This window comes from Thiohalocapsa sp. ML1 (assembly GCF_001469165.1).
Classification (GTDB): Bacteria; Pseudomonadota; Gammaproteobacteria; order Chromatiales; family Chromatiaceae; genus Thiohalocapsa.
This window is the reverse complement of record NZ_JABX01000042.1, coordinates 1-20620: the sequence shown is the minus strand read 5'-3', so window position 1 is coordinate 20620 and position 20620 is coordinate 1. Positions and strand designations below refer to the sequence as shown.

Annotated in this window: 23 protein-coding genes and 1 pseudogene; 5 read left to right on the top strand and 19 right to left on the bottom strand. The window is 67.4% G+C overall.

Translation table 11 applies throughout. The features are described 5' to 3' along the window. Nucleotides 1-182 precede the first annotated feature (182 nt). On the top strand, nt 183-1253 hold the full coding sequence (locus ML01_RS21080; RefSeq protein WP_216819247.1) for a hypothetical protein: 1071 nt from the start codon (nt 183-185) through the stop codon (nt 1251-1253). Continuing rightward, nucleotides 1253-2041: an efflux RND transporter periplasmic adaptor subunit gene (locus tag ML01_RS21075; RefSeq protein ID WP_058557366.1), complete on the top strand. Its 789-nt coding sequence runs from the start codon at nt 1253-1255 to the stop codon at nt 2039-2041. The genes ML01_RS21080 and ML01_RS21075 overlap by 1 nt, the downstream gene beginning before the upstream one ends. A gap of 385 nt (nt 2042-2426) precedes the next feature. Here the strand turns inward: ML01_RS21075 and ML01_RS30305 are convergent, their stop codons facing one another. The 19 genes and pseudogenes from ML01_RS30305 to ML01_RS20995 form a co-directional block, all read right to left on the bottom strand. Then, nucleotides 2427-2837 (bottom strand): hypothetical protein, encoded by a 411-nt coding sequence (locus tag ML01_RS30305; protein ID WP_058557365.1) that lies wholly within the window; start codon nt 2835-2837, stop codon nt 2427-2429. 34 nt (nt 2838-2871) lie between these two features. Then, a complete protein-coding gene (locus ML01_RS21065) occupies nt 2872-3666 on the bottom strand; it encodes a DUF499 domain-containing protein (RefSeq protein ID WP_058557364.1) in 795 nt (264 codons plus the stop codon). Further along, complete coding sequence (locus ML01_RS31475; RefSeq protein WP_254045345.1) at nt 3666-3737, bottom strand: DUF433 domain-containing protein; 72 nt, start codon at nt 3735-3737, stop codon at nt 3666-3668. Before ML01_RS31475 ends, ML01_RS21065 begins: the two co-directional genes overlap by 1 nt. Nucleotides 3738-3798: 61 nt before the next feature. Beyond that, entirely contained in the window at nt 3799-4311 is a 513-nt protein-coding gene (locus tag ML01_RS21060; protein WP_058557363.1) for a DUF3368 domain-containing protein, read from the bottom strand. Further along, entirely contained in the window at nt 4301-4555 is a 255-nt protein-coding gene (locus ML01_RS21055) for a UPF0175 family protein (protein WP_058557362.1), read from the bottom strand. The genes ML01_RS21060 and ML01_RS21055 overlap by 11 nt, the downstream gene beginning before the upstream one ends. Before the next feature lie 12 nt (nt 4556-4567). Beyond that, nucleotides 4568-5320: a hypothetical protein gene (locus tag ML01_RS21050; protein WP_058557361.1), complete on the bottom strand. Its 753-nt coding sequence runs from the start codon at nt 5318-5320 to the stop codon at nt 4568-4570. Between the two features lie 53 nt (nt 5321-5373). Further along, nucleotides 5374-5562 carry a DUF2283 domain-containing protein gene (locus ML01_RS21045; RefSeq protein WP_058557360.1) on the bottom strand — a complete coding sequence of 63 codons (189 nt, stop codon included), beginning with the start codon at nt 5560-5562 and terminating at the stop codon, nt 5374-5376. Then, nucleotides 5559-5687, bottom strand: coding sequence for a hypothetical protein (locus tag ML01_RS31095; RefSeq protein ID WP_256363664.1), 129 nt, complete (start codon nt 5685-5687; stop codon nt 5559-5561). The genes ML01_RS21045 and ML01_RS31095 overlap by 4 nt, the downstream gene beginning before the upstream one ends. A 10-nt stretch (nt 5688-5697) precedes the next feature. Continuing rightward, nucleotides 5698-5871, bottom strand: a complete 174-nt coding sequence (locus tag ML01_RS27725) for a type II toxin-antitoxin system VapB family antitoxin (protein WP_082674504.1) — start codon at nt 5869-5871, stop codon at nt 5698-5700. 49 nt (nt 5872-5920) lie between these two features. Then, complete coding sequence (locus ML01_RS31470) at nt 5921-6127, bottom strand: DUF3368 domain-containing protein (protein ID WP_371258230.1); 207 nt, start codon at nt 6125-6127, stop codon at nt 5921-5923. Nucleotides 6128-6380: 253 nt separating this feature from the next. Continuing rightward, on the bottom strand, nt 6381-6635 hold the full coding sequence (locus ML01_RS21040) for a UPF0175 family protein (RefSeq protein ID WP_058557359.1): 255 nt from the start codon (nt 6633-6635) through the stop codon (nt 6381-6383). A 45-nt stretch (nt 6636-6680) separates the two neighbouring features. Then, nucleotides 6681-7089 (bottom strand): annotated as a pseudogene (locus ML01_RS31465) (DUF3883 domain-containing protein). Nucleotides 7090-7577: 488 nt separating this feature from the next. Continuing rightward, nucleotides 7578-7808 (bottom strand): hypothetical protein, encoded by a 231-nt coding sequence (locus tag ML01_RS21025; RefSeq protein WP_082674507.1) that lies wholly within the window; start codon nt 7806-7808, stop codon nt 7578-7580. 314 nt (nt 7809-8122) lie between these two features. Continuing rightward, a complete protein-coding gene (locus tag ML01_RS21020) occupies nt 8123-10648 on the bottom strand; it encodes a DEAD/DEAH box helicase (RefSeq protein WP_058557355.1) in 2526 nt (841 codons plus the stop codon). 7 nt (nt 10649-10655) lie between these two features. Further along, entirely contained in the window at nt 10656-10859 is a 204-nt protein-coding gene (locus ML01_RS21015) for a DUF2283 domain-containing protein (protein ID WP_058557354.1), read from the bottom strand. Then, complete coding sequence (locus ML01_RS21010; RefSeq protein WP_058557353.1) at nt 10849-11097, bottom strand: hypothetical protein; 249 nt, start codon at nt 11095-11097, stop codon at nt 10849-10851. Before ML01_RS21010 ends, ML01_RS21015 begins: the two co-directional genes overlap by 11 nt. Continuing rightward, nucleotides 11094-13541 carry a site-specific DNA-methyltransferase gene (locus ML01_RS21005; protein WP_058557352.1) on the bottom strand — a complete coding sequence of 816 codons (2448 nt, stop codon included), beginning with the start codon at nt 13539-13541 and terminating at the stop codon, nt 11094-11096. Before ML01_RS21005 ends, ML01_RS21010 begins: the two co-directional genes overlap by 4 nt. A gap of 389 nt (nt 13542-13930) precedes the next feature. Next, complete coding sequence (locus tag ML01_RS21000) at nt 13931-16021, bottom strand: methyl-accepting chemotaxis protein (protein WP_058557351.1); 2091 nt, start codon at nt 16019-16021, stop codon at nt 13931-13933. A gap of 7 nt (nt 16022-16028) precedes the next feature. Continuing rightward, nucleotides 16029-16637 carry a chemotaxis protein CheW gene (locus ML01_RS20995; protein ID WP_058557350.1) on the bottom strand — a complete coding sequence of 203 codons (609 nt, stop codon included), beginning with the start codon at nt 16635-16637 and terminating at the stop codon, nt 16029-16031. 475 nt (nt 16638-17112) lie between these two features. Here ML01_RS20995 and gshB point away from each other — a divergent pair, with 475 nt between their 5' ends. From gshB to ML01_RS29130, 3 genes are all read left to right on the top strand, one after another. Further along, nucleotides 17113-18066, top strand: coding sequence for a glutathione synthase (gene gshB, locus ML01_RS20985; protein ID WP_058557348.1), 954 nt, complete (start codon nt 17113-17115; stop codon nt 18064-18066). Further along, complete coding sequence (locus ML01_RS20980) at nt 18056-19156, top strand: FAD:protein FMN transferase (RefSeq protein WP_058557347.1); 1101 nt, start codon at nt 18056-18058, stop codon at nt 19154-19156. The genes gshB and ML01_RS20980 overlap by 11 nt, the downstream gene beginning before the upstream one ends. Nucleotides 19157-19247: 91 nt before the next feature. Continuing rightward, a complete protein-coding gene (locus tag ML01_RS29130) occupies nt 19248-20291 on the top strand; it encodes an energy transducer TonB (RefSeq protein ID WP_058557346.1) in 1044 nt (347 codons plus the stop codon). Nucleotides 20292-20620: the final 329 nt, after the last annotated feature.

The following is a 20620-nucleotide window of genomic DNA, read 5'->3' as shown; positions in this document are numbered from 1 at the left end:
TCGGCGGCATGATAGCGCAACGCCCGGGACCGGGCAGCGCTCGGCAGCACCCGATCGGCCCGGCCGACGGCCATTTGCGGACATCGCCGGCCGACCGCCGGCCCTACGGCAGCACTTGCGCGGCGCGGCCCACAGTGCTGTCATCCGGCCCTGTCAGCTCCCCGCCCGAGGCGCGCCACCGCGTGAAACCACGAGCCCGTCAGCCGAGCCCCGCCCCGCGCGGACGGCTTGCCCCCCATGCACGGGCCGGCTTAGCCGGCACCCTGCTCGGTGCCATCGTCGCGGCACAGCCCGTCGTGGCCGAGGTGCCGGAGCCGCTCGGCCTGGTGCAGGCGATCGAGTTTGCCGAGGCTCACCCGCGCGTGCAGGCGGCGCCGGATGCCGTGCTGCCGCCGCGCCCGCAGCCGCTGTTCCTGGGCTGCCATACGCTCGCCTTCGGCGACGCCCGCGCCGCCGATCAACACCGCGATGTCGGCTGGAGTGCGCTGCTGCCACCGGCGACGGCGCAGCAGCTCGAGATCGTGCAGCGCTACTTCGACGTGCTGCTGGCTGACTTGAGCTTCATGCGCGACGACGAGGCCATGGCCGTCGGCTACATCCAGTACGACCGTGCCGACAATCGCCGCGAGCTGGGGCAGGTGTCACCCCTGAGGGTGGCCGAGCTGGAGGCCGCCTACCAGATTATCCGCCGCCAGCGCGCCGCGAGCGATGCGTCGCGGCGCCTCACCCGCTCGCTCCTCGCGCAGGCCATCGGCCAGCCGACGGACCTGCCGAAGACGCTCATCGAGCCGCCGCCGCCCGCGCTGCCCGACCCACTGCCGACCCTCGACGCCATCGTCGCCGCGGCGCTCGCCGACAACCCGCGGCTCGGCGAGCTGCTCGCGGCCGGCGATGACGCCGCCGACGCCGTGCTCGCCATGGCCGTGCGCCAGCAGGCGCTGGAGCTGTTGCTGCGGCTGGAGCTGCTCGGCGTCGCCGCGCAGCAGACCAAGATCGAAGCCGACTGGCGCGACCTCAAGCTCGACCAGAGCCGCACCATGTACGAGATGGAGGTCGCCGCCGACCTAGGCTATTCCATGAGCCAGCAGACCAAGGCCCGCCGCGACGAGAGCGCCGTGGCGCTCTGCACGGCCCTGACGCTCGCGGAGCTGAACGCCCTGCAAGGCAAGCCGCTCATCGGCGTCGGCGCCGGCGCCGGCGCCGGCGCCGCGCGCAACGACACCACCGAGCCATCACTTGAGGACACCGATTGATGCCCGCCGGAATCGCACCAAGCGCCGCGCGCGCCGCCGTCGCCGCGCTGCTGCTGACGCATGCCGCGGGCGCCCTCGCCCTGCAATTGAGCGGGCGCCTCGAATGGCTGCACCGCGTGGAGATGCGCGCCGTCGCCAACGGCGTCGTCGAGGGCGTCTACGTCAACACGGGCCAGCACGTGGACAAGGGCGACGTCCTGGTGCGCATGGACCAGCGCGAGGCGCAGTCCGCTCTGCTGGAGGCCCAGGCGCGGCTCGCCCGCGGCGCCGTCGCGCTCGAAGACGTGGAGCGCGAGCTGGAACGCTCGCAGGAGCTGTTCGACCGCGGCCTCATCGCCGCCGAGGAGCTGAAGGACTCCGAGCTCGCGCATGCAGCGGCCCTCGCCGAGCAGGAGTCGGACCGCGCCGCCGTCGCCGCGGCCGAGGTCATGCTCGAGCGCACGGAGCTGCGCGCCCCCTTCGACGGCATCGTCGTCGCCCGCAACACCTACGACGGCGCCGTCATCTTCACCAGCCTGCAGCCCGCGCCGCTGGTCGCCATCGCGCCGACCGACCGCATGCTCGCCCGCGCGCTGGTCACCGCCGACGTGCTGCGCCGTTACCGCCCCGGCCAGCCCGCGACCGTCCTCGTGCGCGGCGAGCGCCGCTCGGCCGAGGTCTACAGCCTCGGGGTGGAGGCGGTGCGCATCGACCCCGACGGGGCCGTCTACGAGATCGACGTCGTCTTCGATACCCGCCCGGACGAGATCCTGCGCCCGTCGGAGTTCGTGCAGGTGCTGTTGCCCTGACACCGCCGAGCCGCGGCCACCCATCGCTCGGACAGTGCAGCACGGCAGCCCGGCTCGGGCAGCCGACCACCGCACCCGATCAACGGATCAACACACGCGACGAGGGGCGCCAGCAGCTCAAGCGCGCGTTTGAATCGGGCGGAACCTATTTCCACCGACTACACTCTGACAAACAGGCGCTGATCGGCGCGGGTCCGTCGGGTTTCCCCCACCCGGCGGACCTTTTCCCGAGACCCTCGGGAAACGTTACCCCGGTTGCTTCCCCCCGAGCACCGGGGTTTTTCTTGCCTGAACGCAAGTCGACCGAAACCGGCACTGCCGATGCTGCATCGTCGCGGCTGGAAGCCGCGCCCGCGGGGAGGAGTCGGCCGCGGTGTCGAGCACATCAATGCCCACCAGGGTCTCGAACCCGGCCGATGTTCAGCGCAATCTCGTCATTGAGCCGCAGCGCGCGGCACTCGTGCGCGCTCGGCAGCAGCCGGATGCAGAGCGCAACGGTTTCGCTGTCGTAGCTGATCTCGATGACGGACTCGAAAAAGAACGGGTCGCAACGACCGTCGGGGGTCTTGCCAAGGTAGGCAAGCAGGCCGTTCGCCACGCCGCGGGCGATGGTCTCTTTGAGCTTCTCGATGACGAGCAGGCGCGGAAATCGGGGTGATGCGAAGAAGGCGTCTCTAACCGCCCGTGTGCTCCACTCGGTCAGCGCCGGCGGCCAGTTGCGCACCAGAAAGTTGGGATTCACGCCTTCCACCGCCTCGTCGTCCTGACGCAGACGCCCGAGGATCAGACCCGCCATGCTGTCTGCTGCGCTGGAATGCACCAAGCCCAGATCAATGGTGCGGATCGCGTTGTCGCGCCCCAGGAGCCCGATGTTCTTGTAGGTGCGCCAAACGGCCTCGCGCAGGTCTCGTTCCGATTTCTTGAGGCTCTGCGCGAGCTGGTGCTTTATGGCACCTTCCAGGCGATCCTCGCCAAGCTGCTCGAACACTGTACGGCGGAACAGCGGATCGGCGGAGCAGCGGATCATCAAGTGGGGCGGTACCGATGAGCCCATCCCGGTGCGCACCGCGGTAGCCTTGCTGGTAGGCGTTCGACACCCACTGGGCGAGCAACCGCGGCACGCCACGGGTCTGCTGGAAGCGGGGCAGCGTTTGCCACTTGCGCTCGAACACAGAGAGCACCACAGGATGGAACGGGTAGGTGTCCGCGAACTGCTTGCGCGCGTCATCCACCGGGAACCAGGCGGGAATCAGTTGCCGATGCTCCAGCAGCCAGTCCGCGTGCTCGTTGCAAGCGGCAAGCGCATCCTTGCTCAGCAGGACCCGCCCGTCCTGCGACACCGCCCGCAGGTCCCACTCGAAGAGCCGACGGCGGATGATCTCGGAGGTCTCCGCCTCGGCGGACATCACCACCGGCTTGCCGAGCCGGTCCAGCATCTTCTTGAAGCGGTCGTAATCCGACTGGTCTTCCGCGGTCATCTCCAGCTCAGAGGCCGGGATGGAGACCACCAGCACGACGCCGGGTTGGCCGCGCGCCGTCTCCGACAGGTTGTGCAGGAAGTCATAGAGCTGCGCGGACAGCCCGCTCTTGCGGCTGCGGCTGCTGTAGTTCATCAGCTCGTCCATCAAGGCAATATCTCCGCGCGCGTAACACCTGCCGCGACCATGTCCAGCACGTCGCCCACGCGAATGCGCATCCCGCGAATACAAGGCGAGCCACCGCAGACCTGTGAATCTGACATGCTGCGATCCAGCACGCTATCCTGGCTCACGATGCTGCCCTCCAGCCTCGCCAACAGCGGCGAGCGAACGATCGATTAGATCGATATTCGCAAACATCCCTTCGGCCACCAATCGCTCGACGATTGGCCGCGCCGCTTCGATCAGTCCCCGCTCTTTGGCCCGCAACGCGATTCCCAACGAGCCGATCATCAGCAAACCGAGGGAGCAAACGCACCGCCGAGCCATCTGGTCGTCCAGAACCGCCCAGCGCGCGCCCTGGAGACAGTAGGAGATCACCTGCGATTCGCCAGACCCGAGGTTCCAGCGCTCAACGCTGGCCGGTAACACAACATCAGGGACCCGGAATCGCGTCGCCCAATCAATCGCCTGGATCGCTGTTTCATCCTTGTGCATTCCCGCTCGAACCTCCTCAATAACCGATTCGGGTACCGCAACCGCGGGGGCGAGTCCCTCGATCAGGTCCAATCGACCGATGCGCGAGTAGAGTATCAGCGGCGAGGCGTTGATGACCCAGGCATCAACCGTCACGATGCACTTCCTCCATCAACTCATCGAAGGTCACCTGAATCACCGGAATACGCCGGCGCGCCAGCTCGTCGATCAGCTCGGCACGGGAGATACCCGCAATCTCCGCTGCCTTCTCCTGGGACACGCGCTGCTGGGCATACCACTGCACGGCTGCCTCGATCCTCATGTTTCTTGCCAGCTCGTCCGGTGCAACGTGGAGGGCAGGAAACACGCTGTCGGGTATGTCGATCGTCAAGGTGGCCATGGGTTGCACCTCCTAGAAGCCAAAGGATTTCTTCCGCGCCAGGACGCCATCGACCCAGCGCTTCTCATCGGTGCTGGAAGGGTAAAGGGCGGAGAGGGCCTGGGCGAGGGACCAGAAGCGCTGATCGCGGCCGGCGCCCTGCTCGACCAGGAAGCGCTTGAGGGCCTCGCCGCGGCCGGCGGCGAACAGGATCATGCCCTGGTGGATGCGGTCCAGCACGGTCTCGCCAGATTTCGGTGCGCCGGTCACACCCCATCCGGCCTCCGCCTCGGCCTCCTTGAGGTCGGCGAACAGATCCCCCTGGACCGGCTTCTTCTTGCCGCGTCCGCGCGTCGGTGCCTGCGCCTCCTCTTTACCGAACAGGTGCTTGGTGCGTTCCGCGACGGGGAGCAACCGGGCCTGATCGCCCTTGATCTCGACCAGATCCGACAGCTCCTCCAGGTGGGCGCCCAGGCCCTGGGCGATCTTGCGGGCCGCGTCGTACTCCAGGGTGAAGCCGCTCTTCGGGTTGGTCTTGCCTCCAGAGTCCTCGTCCTCCTCCTCGCTCCCCTCGCCCTCCGGGAGAGGGGCCGGGGGTGAGGGCGCCCCGGCGTTCAAGGTCCAAAGCCACATGGCGGTGAGCCGCGCATCCGGCTCGAAGGCCGCGGTATCGGCCCCCGAGAAGACCAGCGACAGGGCCTCCTTGGCGACGCCGGCCCAGACCTGCTCCAGATACTTGATCGGCAGATCGACCTCGATGAGACGCTTGGGGTAAGTAGGGCTCAAGTTTCGGCTCGCAGGTGACGTGTGCGGGGAGAGTCGGCTTGGTGAATGCGAATCTACGCCACCTGCTCCAGGGATTGAGGCCGGGCACGTTTGCTCACCGACAGGATCTCGATCCCGACCGGATGCCCCTTGGCCTCATAGTCGGCGATGATCCCGGGCTCGATTTCCTTGGTCGTCTCCACCTCGGCCGGGGAGATCTCAAAATAGGCGGCGTCCGCCGCGGGGTCGAATTCGAGCTTCATCGGTCTTTGACCTCGTCGTCGAAGTAGGCGGTCGCGATGGCCACCGGATCGACGGACTCGTTGTAGATGACGCGGAAGACCCGAAAGTATCGGTCGGTCCAGACCGTGGAATCCACGAGCATCATCGATCCGTCATCATCGCGTCCAGATCACCCTCCCAGGGAAGCGCCCGCAGGCGTTGGTCAACGCATCTCCGCGTCGACCAGCGATCAGCTCTTCGACCGCGGTTGGTACAAGGGCCTCCGAGCTCTCGATACCGGTGACCCGCAGGGCCTCGCTGATCAATTCGTCATCGACGACAATCTTCATCTGTATGCTCTTAGCTCCGAAATTCACTCAGCGTGCTCGGTCACATTCGTCAACCAGCGTTTCTACCAATCTTTCCGATAGCCAAAGCCCTGCTCCCTTGCAACTGATTCAATGCTTCCTCTACCGAGCCGATGAATCCCCTGCGCTTAGCGAGCACGACGACCCCAGCGGTTCCGATCACGGGTATCCTCAAGACATGCGCGCATCGCCTGGCCGCCCGGTCATCCACTACTGCTGTATAGCCAGGATTGCCCATGACCAAAGAGAGAACGGCGGTTTCGCCCGCGCCCAATCCCCACAATTGGACTTGCGGCTCGATGATGTCTGGCGTCCGCCGCGCCCAAGATGCCGTCGGAAGCCCTCGTGCTGCCGGGTCGTCATGGGTCCTGCTGACAACCTCGTTTCAGACCGAGTCGGGAACCAGCAGCTCGCGGAACAATTGCGGCAACAAGGGATGAAGGCGCGAGCGAAACAACGTAATGATGGGTGAAGCGTTGATGACCACCCGATCAGTCGGCATTGGCCAGCTCCGCGAGCACTTCTTCAGCCGAGTATTGGAACGGGCTCACCCGATACTGCCCGAGTGCGGTAATGAATTCGGCACGTGTCAGCCCGGCGATCTCCGCGGCCCTACCCTGAGAAACACGCTCGAGCTCATACCACTTGACCGCTGCGGCAACCCGCAGCTCGCGGGTAAACTCCGCCGGGTCTTTGTGCAACGAGGCGAAAACCTCATCGGGCATCTCTAGAGTCAGTTGGGTCATTGCAATCTCTTCGGTTCGTTAGCTGCTGGTTTCCTAGAGATCAGGTCAGCCGAGACTCCGGCGTTCGGCCGCGAGGATCTCCTCAGCACCCACATGATAGTGCTCGACCATGACGACTGGTTCCCACCCGAGCCGGGCGGGCTCCTGCACCAGGTGGACCTTCGGGTCGGCGGCACAGTTGAAGACGGCGTAGAGCCAATAATCCTTCTTCAGGCGCTCGGCGGTCTTGTACTCGTTGCTGGTCAACGCGATCTCGCCCACCGCGGCGCGCCCCCTTCACCTCGATGAAGCGCACCTCGATGGCCGTGGCGGGGTCTTCCGGATGCGGACGGCGGGAGATCAGGTCGAACCCGCGGTTGTCCTTCTCGACGCTTTCCACCACCCAGCCGCGGGCGTTTTCGTGGGCGATCACCGCCTCGCCGGCACGGCGCTCGATCTCGTCATCCCGCACCATCGGGGCGATGCCCGGTGACTTGCGCTCAGGGTGCAGCAATACCCAGGCCCACCCGTGGTGCTGGATGTCGGCGATGGTGCAGTGGCGCTCCTTGTCGAGATCCGCCAGGCGGGTTTCGAGCCGGTGGTTCAGCTCTTCGAGCCGGTCCTCGCTGCGCTTGAGGGCCGGGCGCAGGTTGATCTTGCCGGCCTCGACGCGCAGGTGCAGGTCCGCGTACTTGAGGTTCTCGCGGTTGATCAGCGCCTTGAGACTGATCGTGAGATGCCGGCGGACGGTGTCCGTCTCCCGGCGACGGCTGTCCGCTACCTCGGCGAGCAGGGGTTCGAGGGCCTGCTCGATCAGGACCTGCTTGAGCTGTGCCTCCGCGGGCAGGGCCGCGTCGTCCGGAATGAGGTCGTCGATCGCGGCCAAGGGAGGTACCTGTATCCCGGTTGATGTGTTTGGCGGGTCATGCGGGTGAGCGGCGCATCGCCCCATGCCCCGAGGGATCAGCCGGCCTGCTCCGGGTTCGCAGCGCACGGTGGCCCACCCGCGGCCTTATCCAGCAGCTCCAAGCCGCGCGCCTCTTTGCCCGCTCCCCGCTGTGCGCGCAGCCGAAACCGCGTCTCGGCGTCGTCCTCGGCGATGAGCAGGCTCGACATCTCGTCGAAGAGCTGGGCGACGCTGGTGCCGCGGGCACGGGCAACGACCTCCAGGCGCCTGAGTTTCTCCTCCGGCAGATTCAGGGTGACGGCGGTCATTTGCGCACCTCTCTGAGCAGTGATTCGGGTGTCATCGGTTTCAAGCCGGGGCAACGCAGTGCAATGTGCTCGAAGCCACGCAGATTGCGCGTGAAGTGGACCCCATGTCCAGGACAGTTTTCTCCCGAGTTTAAGCTGCGCTGGTTGCTTCAAATGCAGCGCCCTGGCGCTGCCCCGGCTCGGCCGCGGGCTCGTCCCCGGCGGAGCGTAGCCGGGGACGAGCCCGGCAGCAGGCGGATGCAGAGCGCAGCGGTTTCGCTGTCGGAGCTGAACTTCATCGCCTAAGCCCCGAGTTACACGGCGAGCTGCTTGAACACCGCATCGACCTGAGCATTGGACGTCACCGGCAGCACCTGCTTGCGCGCTGCCTCGCTATTCAACTCCAGCCGGAAGAAGCGCTCGCCGCCGGCCTTCGAGGGCAGTTTGCGGATGAGCTGGATGCGATGGAACAGGTGCCCGTGGCGCTCGGCAAAGCGGGCGAGACCCACGGCCTTCTCGAAGTTGTCCGCCAGACTCGGGTCGTGGGGCTCCAGGATGTCGAACTGGTAGTCGGTACTGCCGTCCGCGTCCACCTTGCGCACGATGAGCAAGTCCGGAAACATCGGCCGCTCGGCACCCGCGGTCGGATACGGAATCTCCAGGGACCAGGGCTTGCGGTCCAGGTTACGCAGCCAGCCGACCACACCCGGGTCGGCCAGCTCCTCGGCGAGCAACTCCCGCTCCCAGGTTCCGAGATCGGCCCGGAAGCGACCGTCCTCCTCCAAGTAGAGGTGGCGCTCATAAGCCGGGGCCTTCTCGGTGCGCCGAAACTCGATCCGCTCCGGCAAGCGCCATTCGACCTCCACCGGCTTTGCCGTCGCCAGCCGCAGGCGCTCGTAGCGGATACGCTCCTTCTCCTTAAGTTTGGCCGTAGCGTGCTTGTGCTTGTCGTAGAGGGCGTTGAACGCCGCCTCGGCCTTGGCCTCCAGCCGCGCCATGACCGCGTGGCTGCGGGCCAGCACGATCGCCTCGGCCTTCACGTCCAGCGCATCGCGATCGGCATTGGCCGTCCAGTACGCCTTATGCAGCCCTTCGCCCAACCGCTGGCCCGCCTCGTCGAACTGGCGCTCGATGTCGGCCTCCGATGCCTCGATCTCGTACTCGCGCACCGGCGTCACGTAATCCCCGTTCTCATCACCGCCGGTCCCGACCGTCGTGGTCGAGATCTTGACCCACGTCATCTCCCGCAACAGCTTGTCGAGGGTGCCGCTCGCTTGGAGTCCGGCCAACTCCGTGCCGAGCCAATCCACTACCTGCGCCGTCGCCGCGGCCCAGGCCGCGGGCTCGATGTCATCCAGGTTGAGCCGTCGCGCGAGCTTGATATAACGCCGCAAATGGCTCTGCGCGCGGGCCGCATCGACCCGATACGTGACCAGCCCGACCATCGCCGCGAAGATCTCGGCGGCATCGGCCCGGCGCTTCAAGATCACCAGCTCGCGGCTGGAGCCCGTCTCCGCGGGTGGCGCGTTCTCCACGTCCTTCAGGTCCTCCACCACAGTCTTGACCGCGTCCGCATCGAAGTACGGCAGAAAAAGATGCACGTCGTTCAGCGCCGCGTCGCGCTCGATGCGCCGCGCGAGCGGGGTGCGGATCATGCGGCCCAGGAGCTGGGCGATGTAGGTGTGATCCTCGGCCCGGCGGAAGGACATCATCACCTCCGCCCGCGGGCAGTCCCAGCCGGTGGAGAGGCTGGTCTTAAAGAAGACCACGCCGATGCCTTTGTCCTCGTCGATGCGCGAGGCATCGACCCGGCGCAGCGTGCGCCCGCCAAGTTGCAACTCGCCGCAATCGTGCAGCGCGTGCACCGCCTCGCCCTCGTGCAACGGCCGGTCGATGGCCTTCTCGATCACGTCGAGCGCCACCTTGAGGTCGGTCCGCGAGACCTGCTGCTCGGTCCCGTTCTCCACCTGCACCACCAGCACCGGCCACACCCGCGGCTCCTGCTCGGCGGCGCAATAGGCATCCCATGCCTGACTCATGCGCACCCAGGCCCGTGCCGCCTCCTCCAGCAGCGACATCTCGGCAGGCGTAGCCGCCGCGGGGTGATGAATCGGGATACGGTCTTTCAGCAACCCCGATGCGCGCACGTCGTCAACCGGCACCGGCACCTTGTGGACGGTCTTCGCCGCCTTCTCATGGTTGAGCAGGTCGTTGAACCGCTTCGGTGTCGCCGACACGCCGATCACCAGCGGCATCCGGACCAAGCCGGACTCGGGGTGGCCGAGCAGAAAGCGCTGAATCAGCGTCCGCGCCTCCTTGGCCTGTTTGGCGCCGGTCATGCCCCGGTGTGCCTCGTCGATGACGACGTAGAAGCGGTCCGGAATCGCCCTGGCCGTGTTCGAGAATGTCTCCCAGATCGGCCAGGTGCGCCCGTCCCCCTGACGAGTCAGGCGCTTGTCCTGCCCGAGCTTCTGCACATTGATGAAGTGAATAACCCCCGGCTCAAGCCGCTCCCGATCGAAGCCCGCGTCGATGCTGACCAAGCGCCCCATACCGATCCGATCCGACACCTGATTGACCCGGCGCAGGGTCTGCTCATTCAACTCGGGCATGTCCGAGATCCACAGGATCGCGGCATCCGGCTGCGCCGGCAGGCCGACGGCGCCGAACAGGATGTCCTCGAATAGCGCGGCCATTATCACCGTCTTGCCGCTCCCCGTCGGCGCGGAGAACGAGATGGCGCGCGGATCACGGCTGGACGCCTGTTCGCGCGCCGCCAGCACGGCCTTGCGAAGCTCGGCGACAGCCGCTTCCTGGAAATCGAACAGCTCGGCCTTCATGATCGCTCTATCCCTCGGCGGCAATCCGAGAGAACGCCAGCTCCCGCATGTCGGCCTGGATCGACGCATGCTCGATGGTCATGTTCACCACATTGCCCTGGGCGTCCAGATCGATCGAGAGGTTCTCGTTGATCTCGCGGGTTTCCACCACGTCATGATCGGAAAACTCCATGTGCGCCGTGTCGGTATCCTCGAAATATTTAATCTTCATCGCTTGGCTCCTGAAAATTGCGGTCAAAGAAGGCATTGTGCAAGGTCGCGCCATCGGCCAGCAAAACGATCCGCAGATACTTGCCGACGTCTTCCACGTAGCCCCACTTGCGAATCCGTCCGTCCTGCTGGACCTGAGTGGCCAGGGGCCGGCGATCAACCGCCTCGATCCACTCCATCTTGATGGCTGCCCGGTCAGGTCGCGTCCGGGTGTAGAGAAAGTATTGGGTGAACTTCATCCAACCTCTCCAATGTTGATGACGAAGTTCTCAAGATAGTCCCGGTAGAGCTGAATCGTCTCCAGATCTGGGCTGCCGGCCCGCAACGCGGCCATGGCCTCCGCCGACAGATCCTTGAAGGCGTCCTCGGAGTCCGTGACGATGAAGAGACACCTAAGCCCCGGGCGATCATCGAGCGCCGCCAACAGGGCCTTGAGCCGGCCCTCGTCGAGCAGCACGGCGAAGGGATTGGCCGGCGGGGCGAAGAAGGCCGGCTCCTCGCCCCTCGGCAGCTCCGGCCGCGGCCCGATGGCCCCGGCCTTGAGCCACAGGAGCGGCAGGATCTCGCGGAAGGCCCGCTTCAACGCGACCCGGTCCTTATCGAGGAAGTCCAGCTTGAAATAGGCCAAGTTCGCCGGGAAGCCGTCGGCCAGCGGGCACTTTTCCTCCTCCGGCACGAGGATGGGGCCGAGCAGCTCGTGAACCTCGGCCTTCAGGATATCGAAGCGCTTCTTGTCGGGGGTGACGATGTAGAGATCGGTGATGTGGCTCTGGCCGTCCAGCGCCGCGAGCCAGTCCTCGGCCGCACTCTCGTCGAACAGCACGCTGGCCTTGTGGTCCTCGGAGACGATGAAGGGACAGGGGTCCGTGACCAGGGTTTGCGGCAGGCCATCTATCAGGGCTAGGAGCTGCTTCTTCGCCGGCCGGTTGAGTGCGCCGGGGTCGACGAAGCCAATCTGGACGACTTTCCGCGACTTCTCTTTCTTAACGGTTCTTCCTCCGAAATACTCGCCGGGCAACGCTGCCCCAGCGTCGGTACGCCCGAGAATGGAAAACTTTGCCCGCGGCCAGGTTACTGACCGACAAATACCCTGTTGATCCCAGTCTTCATCACCAGGAAGAAGACCGCGAGAGCGCAGGCTATCAGCTTCTTCTCCGGACACCTCGTTGTTGGTGACCAGGATGCATTGCCTACCACCCTCGTTCAACGCGTTCAATCGCATCAGTGCATGGAGGGTTGTACCTGAGCCGGCAAAGAAATCTACGACAATTGCATTTGGCTTATCCTCCACGAACAAGCGCAGCGAATCTTCCACGGTATAAAGCGACTTTGGGAAAGGGAACTTACGACCCGGCAGCATGGTTCTAATCAAGCCGGTTCCGTAAGCACCTGCATCGTGTCTGGCTTCCCGCCAAACCGTGGTCGGAAGCGCCCGCCGTCCGCCGGGAATCACGACAATCTTGGAACCATCAGGCCGATCTCCTACGATCTCGTAGGTGCCATTTTCGACCTTCTTGATATTCGGTGCCGTGAGATAGGCGAAGGTGAAGGGTTGGTTTGGGTGCGAACCTGCCGTCACGCGGACATAGCCATTCTCCAACGCCCGTTGGAGGCTCGGCCCGGTGATCCCCCAATTCATATGAACTCCGTCCTCGCGTACCGGAAACACCGTTATCGTGTCCCGGAGACGCGGGGCTGCGCTAAGTGACTCATCGGGTCGTAGTGGCTTGCCAATTCCAACGATCTTCAATTGCGAAGGATCGACATAGATAGGATAGAACTGGTTAGGTCTCGTGGGCCGCGCTGATTCGATGTCATTTCGACGTAGGTATCTCCATCTAACCTCCCTGTCGTCACCATCGCCGCCAAGCCTGGCTACACCGGCTGCTCCGAAGTAGAGAACCAAAAGATACTCGTCCACTTGGGAAAAGCGTCCTTCACGGCTTTTTCCGCGTGGACTGATCGTGATGCTGACGACCTGCCGCTCGCAGCCGGGGAATAGTTCATCCAGCAGAAGCCCCAAACTGCACAGCTCATTGTCGTCTATGGTGATGAGCAGAACTGAGTCATCAGGGCGAAGAAGCCGCTTCGCCAACTGCAACCGCTTCTCCATAAACGACAGCCACTTCGAGTGCCGCCAGGTGTCGTTGGCATCGACGTAGTCGTTGTTGTACTTCCAGTCGCGGGCGCCGGTGTTGTAGGGCGGGTCGATGTAGATGCAGTCGACCTTGCCGGCGTAGAGATAGCCCAGCAGTTGCAGGGCGTGGAAGTTGTCCGCCTCGATCAGGCAGTGCCAGGGGGCGTCGGCCGGCCCGTTCTGAACCTGATCCATCGGGATCAATGCAGGAAAGATCGGCTCACCGAACCGGCGAACCACAACCAGCTCATCCAGCTCCAGGTCCCAAGGCTCGCCGGCGCCTGGGGTGCCCTCTGGCCGCACGCAATGGGCCATCCCGCCAATCACGCGCCGCACCCGCCAGAGATCGGTCAACGAGCCGCCCTTTCTCGCCACCAGGTCGCCGCGGCGCGGCTTCGCCTTCGGGATCGGCACCAACTCCGGCAGGTGCCGATGGAACACCAGGCCAAACTTCTTGGTCTTCTGCGCCTCGGCCCATTCGCGCTTGAGCTGCTCGCGCAGCCTGGGCTCGTGGATCTGTGCAATGAGGTCGTCGATCGCGGACAAGGGAGGTACCTTTTCCCGGTTGATGTTTTGGCGCGAGTCGCGCGAGCGGGGCGCGCTCAGACCTAGGACCTTAGCTAGGCGTCCCGCGACGAACCCGCATCCGTCGGCGCGCTCGCGCACAGCGGAGGCTGTTCCTCGCGCTCGGGGAAGTCGGGCGCGGCACCCCAAGCGCGGCGCAGCCAGGACGGCGACCACGCAAGCGGGGTGACCGGCGTCTTGGCGTCGTTGTCGCCTCGTCGCGGGCCAGCCCCTCGGCGCAGAGCGATGCAGTGACGCGGCCAGCGAAGGCCCCGGCCCCGGGTGATGAGCTTGAACATCGGCGGTTTGCGGATGGCGCTTGGACGCTTGCGGATGGCCACGCGGCGCATCGTACCGTCACTGCGACGCCTTCACTCCCCCCGTCTCCCCCCCGGCAGCTTGAACCCCGCAACGGAGTGGCGGAGCTCGACGGCGAGGGCGGCGAGGGCGTCGACGGCCTCGGCGGTGGCGCGGGTGCCGCGGGTGTTCTCTTGCGTGATGCGCTGGATGGACTTGACGGTCTCGTTGACCTTGGCGGCCTCGCGGGATTCGTGGCCGGCGGAGTCGGCGATGCGGCGGGTGAGGTCGGCGATGTAGTTGGAGACCTTTTCGATCTCCTTGAGCGCGTTGCCGGCGTGCTCGGCCACCATGGCGCCGCTGTCCACGCCGGTCATGCTGGCCTCCATGGAGCGCACGGCCTCGACGGTGTCGCGGCGGATGGTGCGCACGATGGCGTCGATCTGCTTGGTGGCGCTGCCGGAGCGCTCGGCGAGGCGCTGCACCTCGTCGGCGACGACGGCGAAGCCGCGGCCCGCCTCGCCGGCCATGGCGGCCTGCATGGCGGCGTTCAGGGCGAGGATGTTGGTCTGGTCGGCGATGTCGTCGATGAGCTCGACCATCTCGCCGATCTCCTGGGAGCTGTCGCCCAAGCGCCGAATGCGCTTGGAGGTCTCCTGGATGCGCCCGCGGATCTCGTGCATGCCGGCGATGGTGTCGCGCACCGCCTGGGCGCCGCGGCCGGCGACATCGACGGAGCGGTTGGCGACGGCGGCGGACTCGGCGGCATCGCGGGCGATGCTGTCGATGGCGCTGGCCATGGAGCTGATGGCCCCGCTGGCCTGCTCGATCTGCCGCGCTTGGGCATCGCTGCCCTCGGCGAGCTGCTTGGCGATGCCGCGGGTGCGCTGGGCGGAGTCGTTGACGCGGGCGGAGGTGTCGTTGATGGTGGCGACGAGGCCGCGCAGCGCCGTGACCACGTAGTTGACGGTGTCGGCGATGGCGCCGGTGACGTCGGAGGTCACCTGGGCCTCGACGGTGAGGTCGCCGTCGGCGAGCCCGCTCATTTCCTCCAGCAGCCGCTCAATGGCCTCACGGTTGGCGAGGTTCAGCGCCTGCGACGCCCGCGCCCGCCGGCGCGACTGCAGCAACTGTTGCAGCCCGAGCAGGCCCAGGCAAACCACGGCGAGGGCGCCGAACAGCACGGCCGACTCGGACCCGGACTTGAGTCCCAAGAGCGAGGCCCATCCGGATTCGCCGCGCAGCCCCATGATGATGCCGTCCAGCGCGCCCTCCAGGCGGCGCGCGTCCTCGGCGGTGGCCGCTGCCGCCGCCACCGCGGGCTCGACCCGGGTCAGCGACGCCACCAGTTGGTCTGCCGACGCGCGCATGGCCTTGTAGAGTGTCCAGGTGTCTGCGAGCGCGGCGGCGAGGGCGGTGGCAGCGGCGCTGTTCGCGGCCGGCGGCGGCAGCGCTCGCAGCGCGTCGAGCGCCACCTCGAACTCGTCCGCCGCCGCGGTGCCCTGTGCCACGGCGGCGGCGCCGTTGCCGCCATGCTGCACCTCGCGCAGCGCGGCCTTCATCTGGCGCACGCGCGCCACCTGCAGGCCGGCGTCGAGAACGACGCGGGAGCGCGCACCGGCGGCCACCAGGAGCTCGGCGACGCGCTGGGACTCGGTGGCGAGCTGGCACAGGCTCTTTTCTGTCTCCGCGGCGAGGGCATGGAAGCCGAGCAGCACCTCGCGCGCGGACTGGACCACTTCGGCATCCTCGCGCAGCTTGCGCCGGGCGGCATCCGCGCGCTCGGCCAAGTCGCCCCGATCCGCGTCCAGCCCACGGCCGAGGACGCTGCTGCGTAGCGCGACCATCTCGTCATGCAGCCGCTCGAGCTGCGTCTGCTGCTCCGCAAGCTGCGGAAAGGCGTCCGCGCCGCCCTGCACCGCGGCGGCGGCGGCGTCGGACAATTGGCGGGCGCGCAGTTGCTCCTCGGACACCAGGCGCAGGTAGCGCTCGCTGTTCTCGCCGCGGTAGCCGTGATCGACGATGCTGAGCAGCACGAGCAACAGCGCCAGGGCCAGCGCGCCCATAAGCACCAGTGTGATGACTCGGGCCAGACGGTCGGGCTTGCCCTCGTCGGCGCGCTGCGGCGGCCCGACGCCGAGGCGGGGGGTAGGGCCGGCGCTCATCCCGGGCTCAGGCCGGTACGGCCGGCGCGGCGGCGGGTGCCGGCCACAGCCCGGCGCTGCCGAGCCCGCCGGCCAGGAACGCAGGCAGCCGCTCCACGGCGCCGAGATCCACCACGTGGACGGCGCCGTCGTCGCAGTTGCTGATACCCGTGATCAGCGCGGCCAAGTCCGGCGGCAAGTCCGGCGGCAGCGGCGGCGGCGCCTGCCAGGTGGTCCGCCGCAGGCCGATGACGGCATCCACGACGACGCCGAAGGGCCGCTCGGCGCCGGGCAGGATCAGCGCCATGCCGCGGCGCTGCAGGCCCTCGTAGTCTGCGAGCAGGAGCCCGCGCAGGTCGAACAGCGGCAGTAGCTCGCCGCGGTTGCTGGCGACACCGAGCAACCAGCGCGCGGTGCCCGGCACCGTGGTCAGCGCGCGCGACAGCGGCCAGACGCCCTGGAGCTGGTCCACGGGCGTCAGCAGGCGGTAGTCGGCGAGCCGAAACAGGAGCCCGTGGCAGGTGACCTGCGGCGCATCGGCCCGCCGCAGCGCCTCGGCACGGGCACCGCCGCGCTGTTCCAAGTCGCGCAGGATGGCGATGAGGCGGCTCGCGGCTTCGCTGCTGTCGGCAGGCATGATGCGGGTGGGGATGTGCGGCGGGAATGGTGCAGCGGGAATGGTGCAGCGGGAATGGTGCGATTCCCTTAGTGATTCGAGAATAACCGGTACATCGTTGCGGCGGAATCCAAGGTTGGCGGATCGGTATCGGTATCGCTGCTGAGCGAGATCGCACCACACAAGGGTTCGATCTTCGACGTGGCTTGAGGAACTTCGATTTCGATTTCGCTTTCGATCCCGATCTCGATTTCGACGGACGGCTGGCGCAACCTGAGTGGCGGAGATGAGTGTGTTTCAGTTGTTTTTGGAACGGTTCCTAAGGCCTCCGCTGAGCGCGCCTGGGGGATACCCCCTGGGCTCGACGCCGGGACATTAGCAGCCGGCTTGCCGGGCCGCAACGCTTCGGTGACGCACCGCAGCGGGGCCGAGCACGCCCGGGCCGGTAGCCGCGCGCGGCCGCTGAATGCTGCCCGGCTTGGGGTAAACTCCGCGCATGAAGCGAAACATCGGTGTCGTCATGGACCCCATCGGGTCCATCAAGATCGCAAAAGACAGCACCTTCGCGATGCTGCTGGCAGCAGCGCGGCGGGGCTGGGACCTGTTCTACATGGAGCTGGGCGACCTGTGCCTGCTGGACGGCATGGCGCAGGGCGTGATGCGCCCGCTTGCCGTGCAGGACGACCCAGCGGGCTGGTTCACCCTCGGGGAGCCCGAACGGCGCCCGCTGCACGCGCTCGATGCGGTGCTGATGCGCAAGGACCCGCCCTTCGATATGGAATACGTCTACGGCACCTACCTGCTGGAGCTGGCCGCGGCGGCGGGCTGCCTGGTGGTCAACGACCCGCGCACGCTGCGGGACGCGAACGAGAAGGTCTTCGCCGCGCACTTTCCGGACTGCGTGCCGCCGCTCAGCGTGACGCGCAGCGCGGCACTGCTGCGCGAGCTCATCTCCACTTGGGGCGATGCGGTGCTGAAGCCGCTGGATGGCATGGGCGGGCGTTCGATCTTTCGCGTGCGCGCCGGCGACCCAAACACCGGCGTCATCATCGAGACCCTGACCGACCACGGCCGGCGCTTCTGCATGGCGCAGCGCTTCATCCCCGAGATCAGCGCGGGCGACCGCCGCGTGCTGCTGGTGGACGGGGAGCCCGCGCCCTACGTGCTGGCGCGCATCCCGTCGCCGGACGATGCCCGCGGCAACCTGGCCGCCGGCGCCCGCGCCGAGCCCGCGCCCATCTCCGCGCGCGAGCGCTGGATTGCGGGCCGCGTCGGCCCGGAGCTGCGCCGGCGCGGCGTGCTGTTCGCGGGGCTCGACGTCATCGGCGACTGGCTCACCGAGATCAACATCACCAGCCCCACCTGCATCCGCGAGATCGACCGCGCTTACGGCACCGACATCGCTGGCGACCTCATGACCTGCATCGCGGAGCGGCTCGATGCGCGCTGAGCTCACCTGCCGCGGCCGGTGCCGCGCCCCGGCCCTGCTCGCGCTGCTGGTCGCGCTGCTGCTCGCGGGCTGCCGCGGCGCCGAGACGCCGGTCTACACCATGCAGTTCATCGCTTTCGATTCCGCGGTGGACCTCAGCATCGTCGGCAAGCTCAAAGAAGACGCGGAGGCGGCCGCGGCGGAGGTGGAGCAGGATTTCCTGTTTCTGGACTACGCGACCCACGCCTGGGAGCCCGGCCCGATGGTGCGCGTCAACGAGCTGCTGCCCTCCGGCGAGCCCTTTGCGGCACCGCCGTCGCTGCTGCCGCTGCTGCGCCAGAGCCAGGCGCTGGCGTTGCAGAGCCAGAACCTGTTCAACCCAGCCATCGGCCATCTGATGCGGCTCTGGGGCTTCCACGTAGAGGAGCCGGAGTGCCGCCCGCCGCCGTCGGACGGGGCCATCGCCAGGCTCGTCGATGCCGCGCCGAGCATGGCAGACCTGTACCTCGATGGTTTCATGCTGCAAAGCGACAACCCGGCGGTGCGGCTCGACTTCAGCGGCATCGCGCTCGGCTACGCGATGGACCTCGCCATCGACAACCTGCGCGCCCGCGGCATCCGCCACGCGCTGATCAATCGCGGCAGCGATGTGCGCGCCATCGGCAACCGCGCCGGACGGCCCTGGCGCGTGCCGGTGCGCCGCGGCAGCGGCAGCGGCGTGCTCGGCATCATTGAGGTGGCGGGCGACGCTACAGTCTTCACCCGCGGCGAGCACCAGCGCAACTTCATCTACGACGGACAGGTGTATCACGCCCTCATCGACCCGCGCACCGGCCGCCCGGCCACTGGCCTGCAGGCGGTGACCGTGCTGCACGACGGCTCCGCCGCGGTCGCCGAGGCGGCAGCGACCGCGCTGATGATCGCCGGCCTGGACCAGTGGCAGGAGGTCGCCAAGCGGCTCGGCCTGCGTTATGTCCTACTCATCGACGACTCCGGCACCCTGCACATGACGCCGGACATGGCCGCCCGCATCGAGCTCATGGATCAGCACGCCGATGTCGCCATCAGCGCCCCCCTCGTGCCGGCAGACGCGCCGGAGCCCGGTGCCTGATGCCCCGGACGGCGCGCCGTCTCCGCCGCGGACGCCCGCGTCCGCCCCGGCGTCCAGCAAGGATGCGGCTCCCCCGCTGAGTCACGCCCGCATGCAGAACTCTGCCCCGGGCATCGCGCGACCGGCCCACGGCGCCTTGCGCGCACCGATGCCGGTGGCGGTAGCCCTGGCCCTGGCCGTCCACGCCACGGTGCTGCTCGGCATCGGTTTCAAGCTGCCGGAGCCGCCGCCGCCGCCGGTGCACACCTTCGAGGTCATGACCGTCCAGCAGCCCGCCGGCGAGACCCGCGCCCCGCGCGCGGACGCGGCACGCGCCCAGGCCGACCGCGCCGGCGAAACGCAGGTGCCGCTGCCCGAGCTGGACTCCGGCACGTCGCTCGACGCCGAGACGCCCGAGCCGTCCGTGGACGCGCTGGAGGTGGCCGACACGCCTGCCGCCGAGCCGCCCGAGCAGGTGTTGGACCCCGCCGAGCCGCTCGTAGCGGGCCTGGGTAGCGACAAAGCACCGCAGACGGGGCCGGAGCTGATGGGCGCCGAGACAGCGCCGCTCGCCCCCGCCAGCCGCCCATTGCTGCTGACCCCGGACCCGGAGGCCATGGCCGAGATCCTGACCGGGGGCGGCCGCGGCATCGAGCTGCCGGATCTCACGGCGCCGGCCGCACCGCCGGCGAGCGCGCCACAGGCCGACGCGACGGACATCTTCGCGACCCGCGGCGACGAGATCGCCGCCATCAGCGCCCGCATCAACGCCCGCACGGCGGAGCGCGCCAGCCGCGAGCGGCGCAAGGCCATCAGCACCGACACCCGCGAGTACCGCTACGCGTCCTACATGGAGGCCTGGCGGCGCAAGGTGGAGCGCATCGGCAACCTGAACTATCCGCAGGAGGCCAAGGAGCGCGGGCTCTACGGCAGCCTGATCCTGCACGTCGCCCTCAAGGCCGACGGCAACCTGGAGGGCATCCGGGTGGTGCGCTCCTCCGGGCATGCGGTGCTGGATCAGGCGGCGGTGCGCATCGTCGAGCTGGCGGCGCCCTACGCGCCCTTCCCGGCGGACATCAAGACGGAGACGGACGTGCTGGACATCACCCGGGTCTGGCACTTCCAGCCCAACCACAGACTCGGCTGGGGTGATTGACGGGATCAGGATCGGGATCGGAATCGGAATCGGGATCGGGATCGGGATCGGGATCTGGGCTATCCCCGGGTTTTAGAACCAAATAGCAGCGGCTTAGTGCATCCTTCCGACCTGAAATCGGGACCGGAATCCCCGCCGTCTCGCCGACGCGCGGCTGACTGGGACCGCCGGCTTTCCAGCCGGCTCGGTGCCGTCGCGGCTGACTGGGACCGCCGGCTTTCCAGCCGGCTCGGCGCCGTCGCGGCTCGATGCCGCGTCGGCGTCGCCCGGGCTGGCACAAGGGCACAAGCGCAATCGCCCGCCCGGCGGCGCGATAGGGGCAGTCGCCC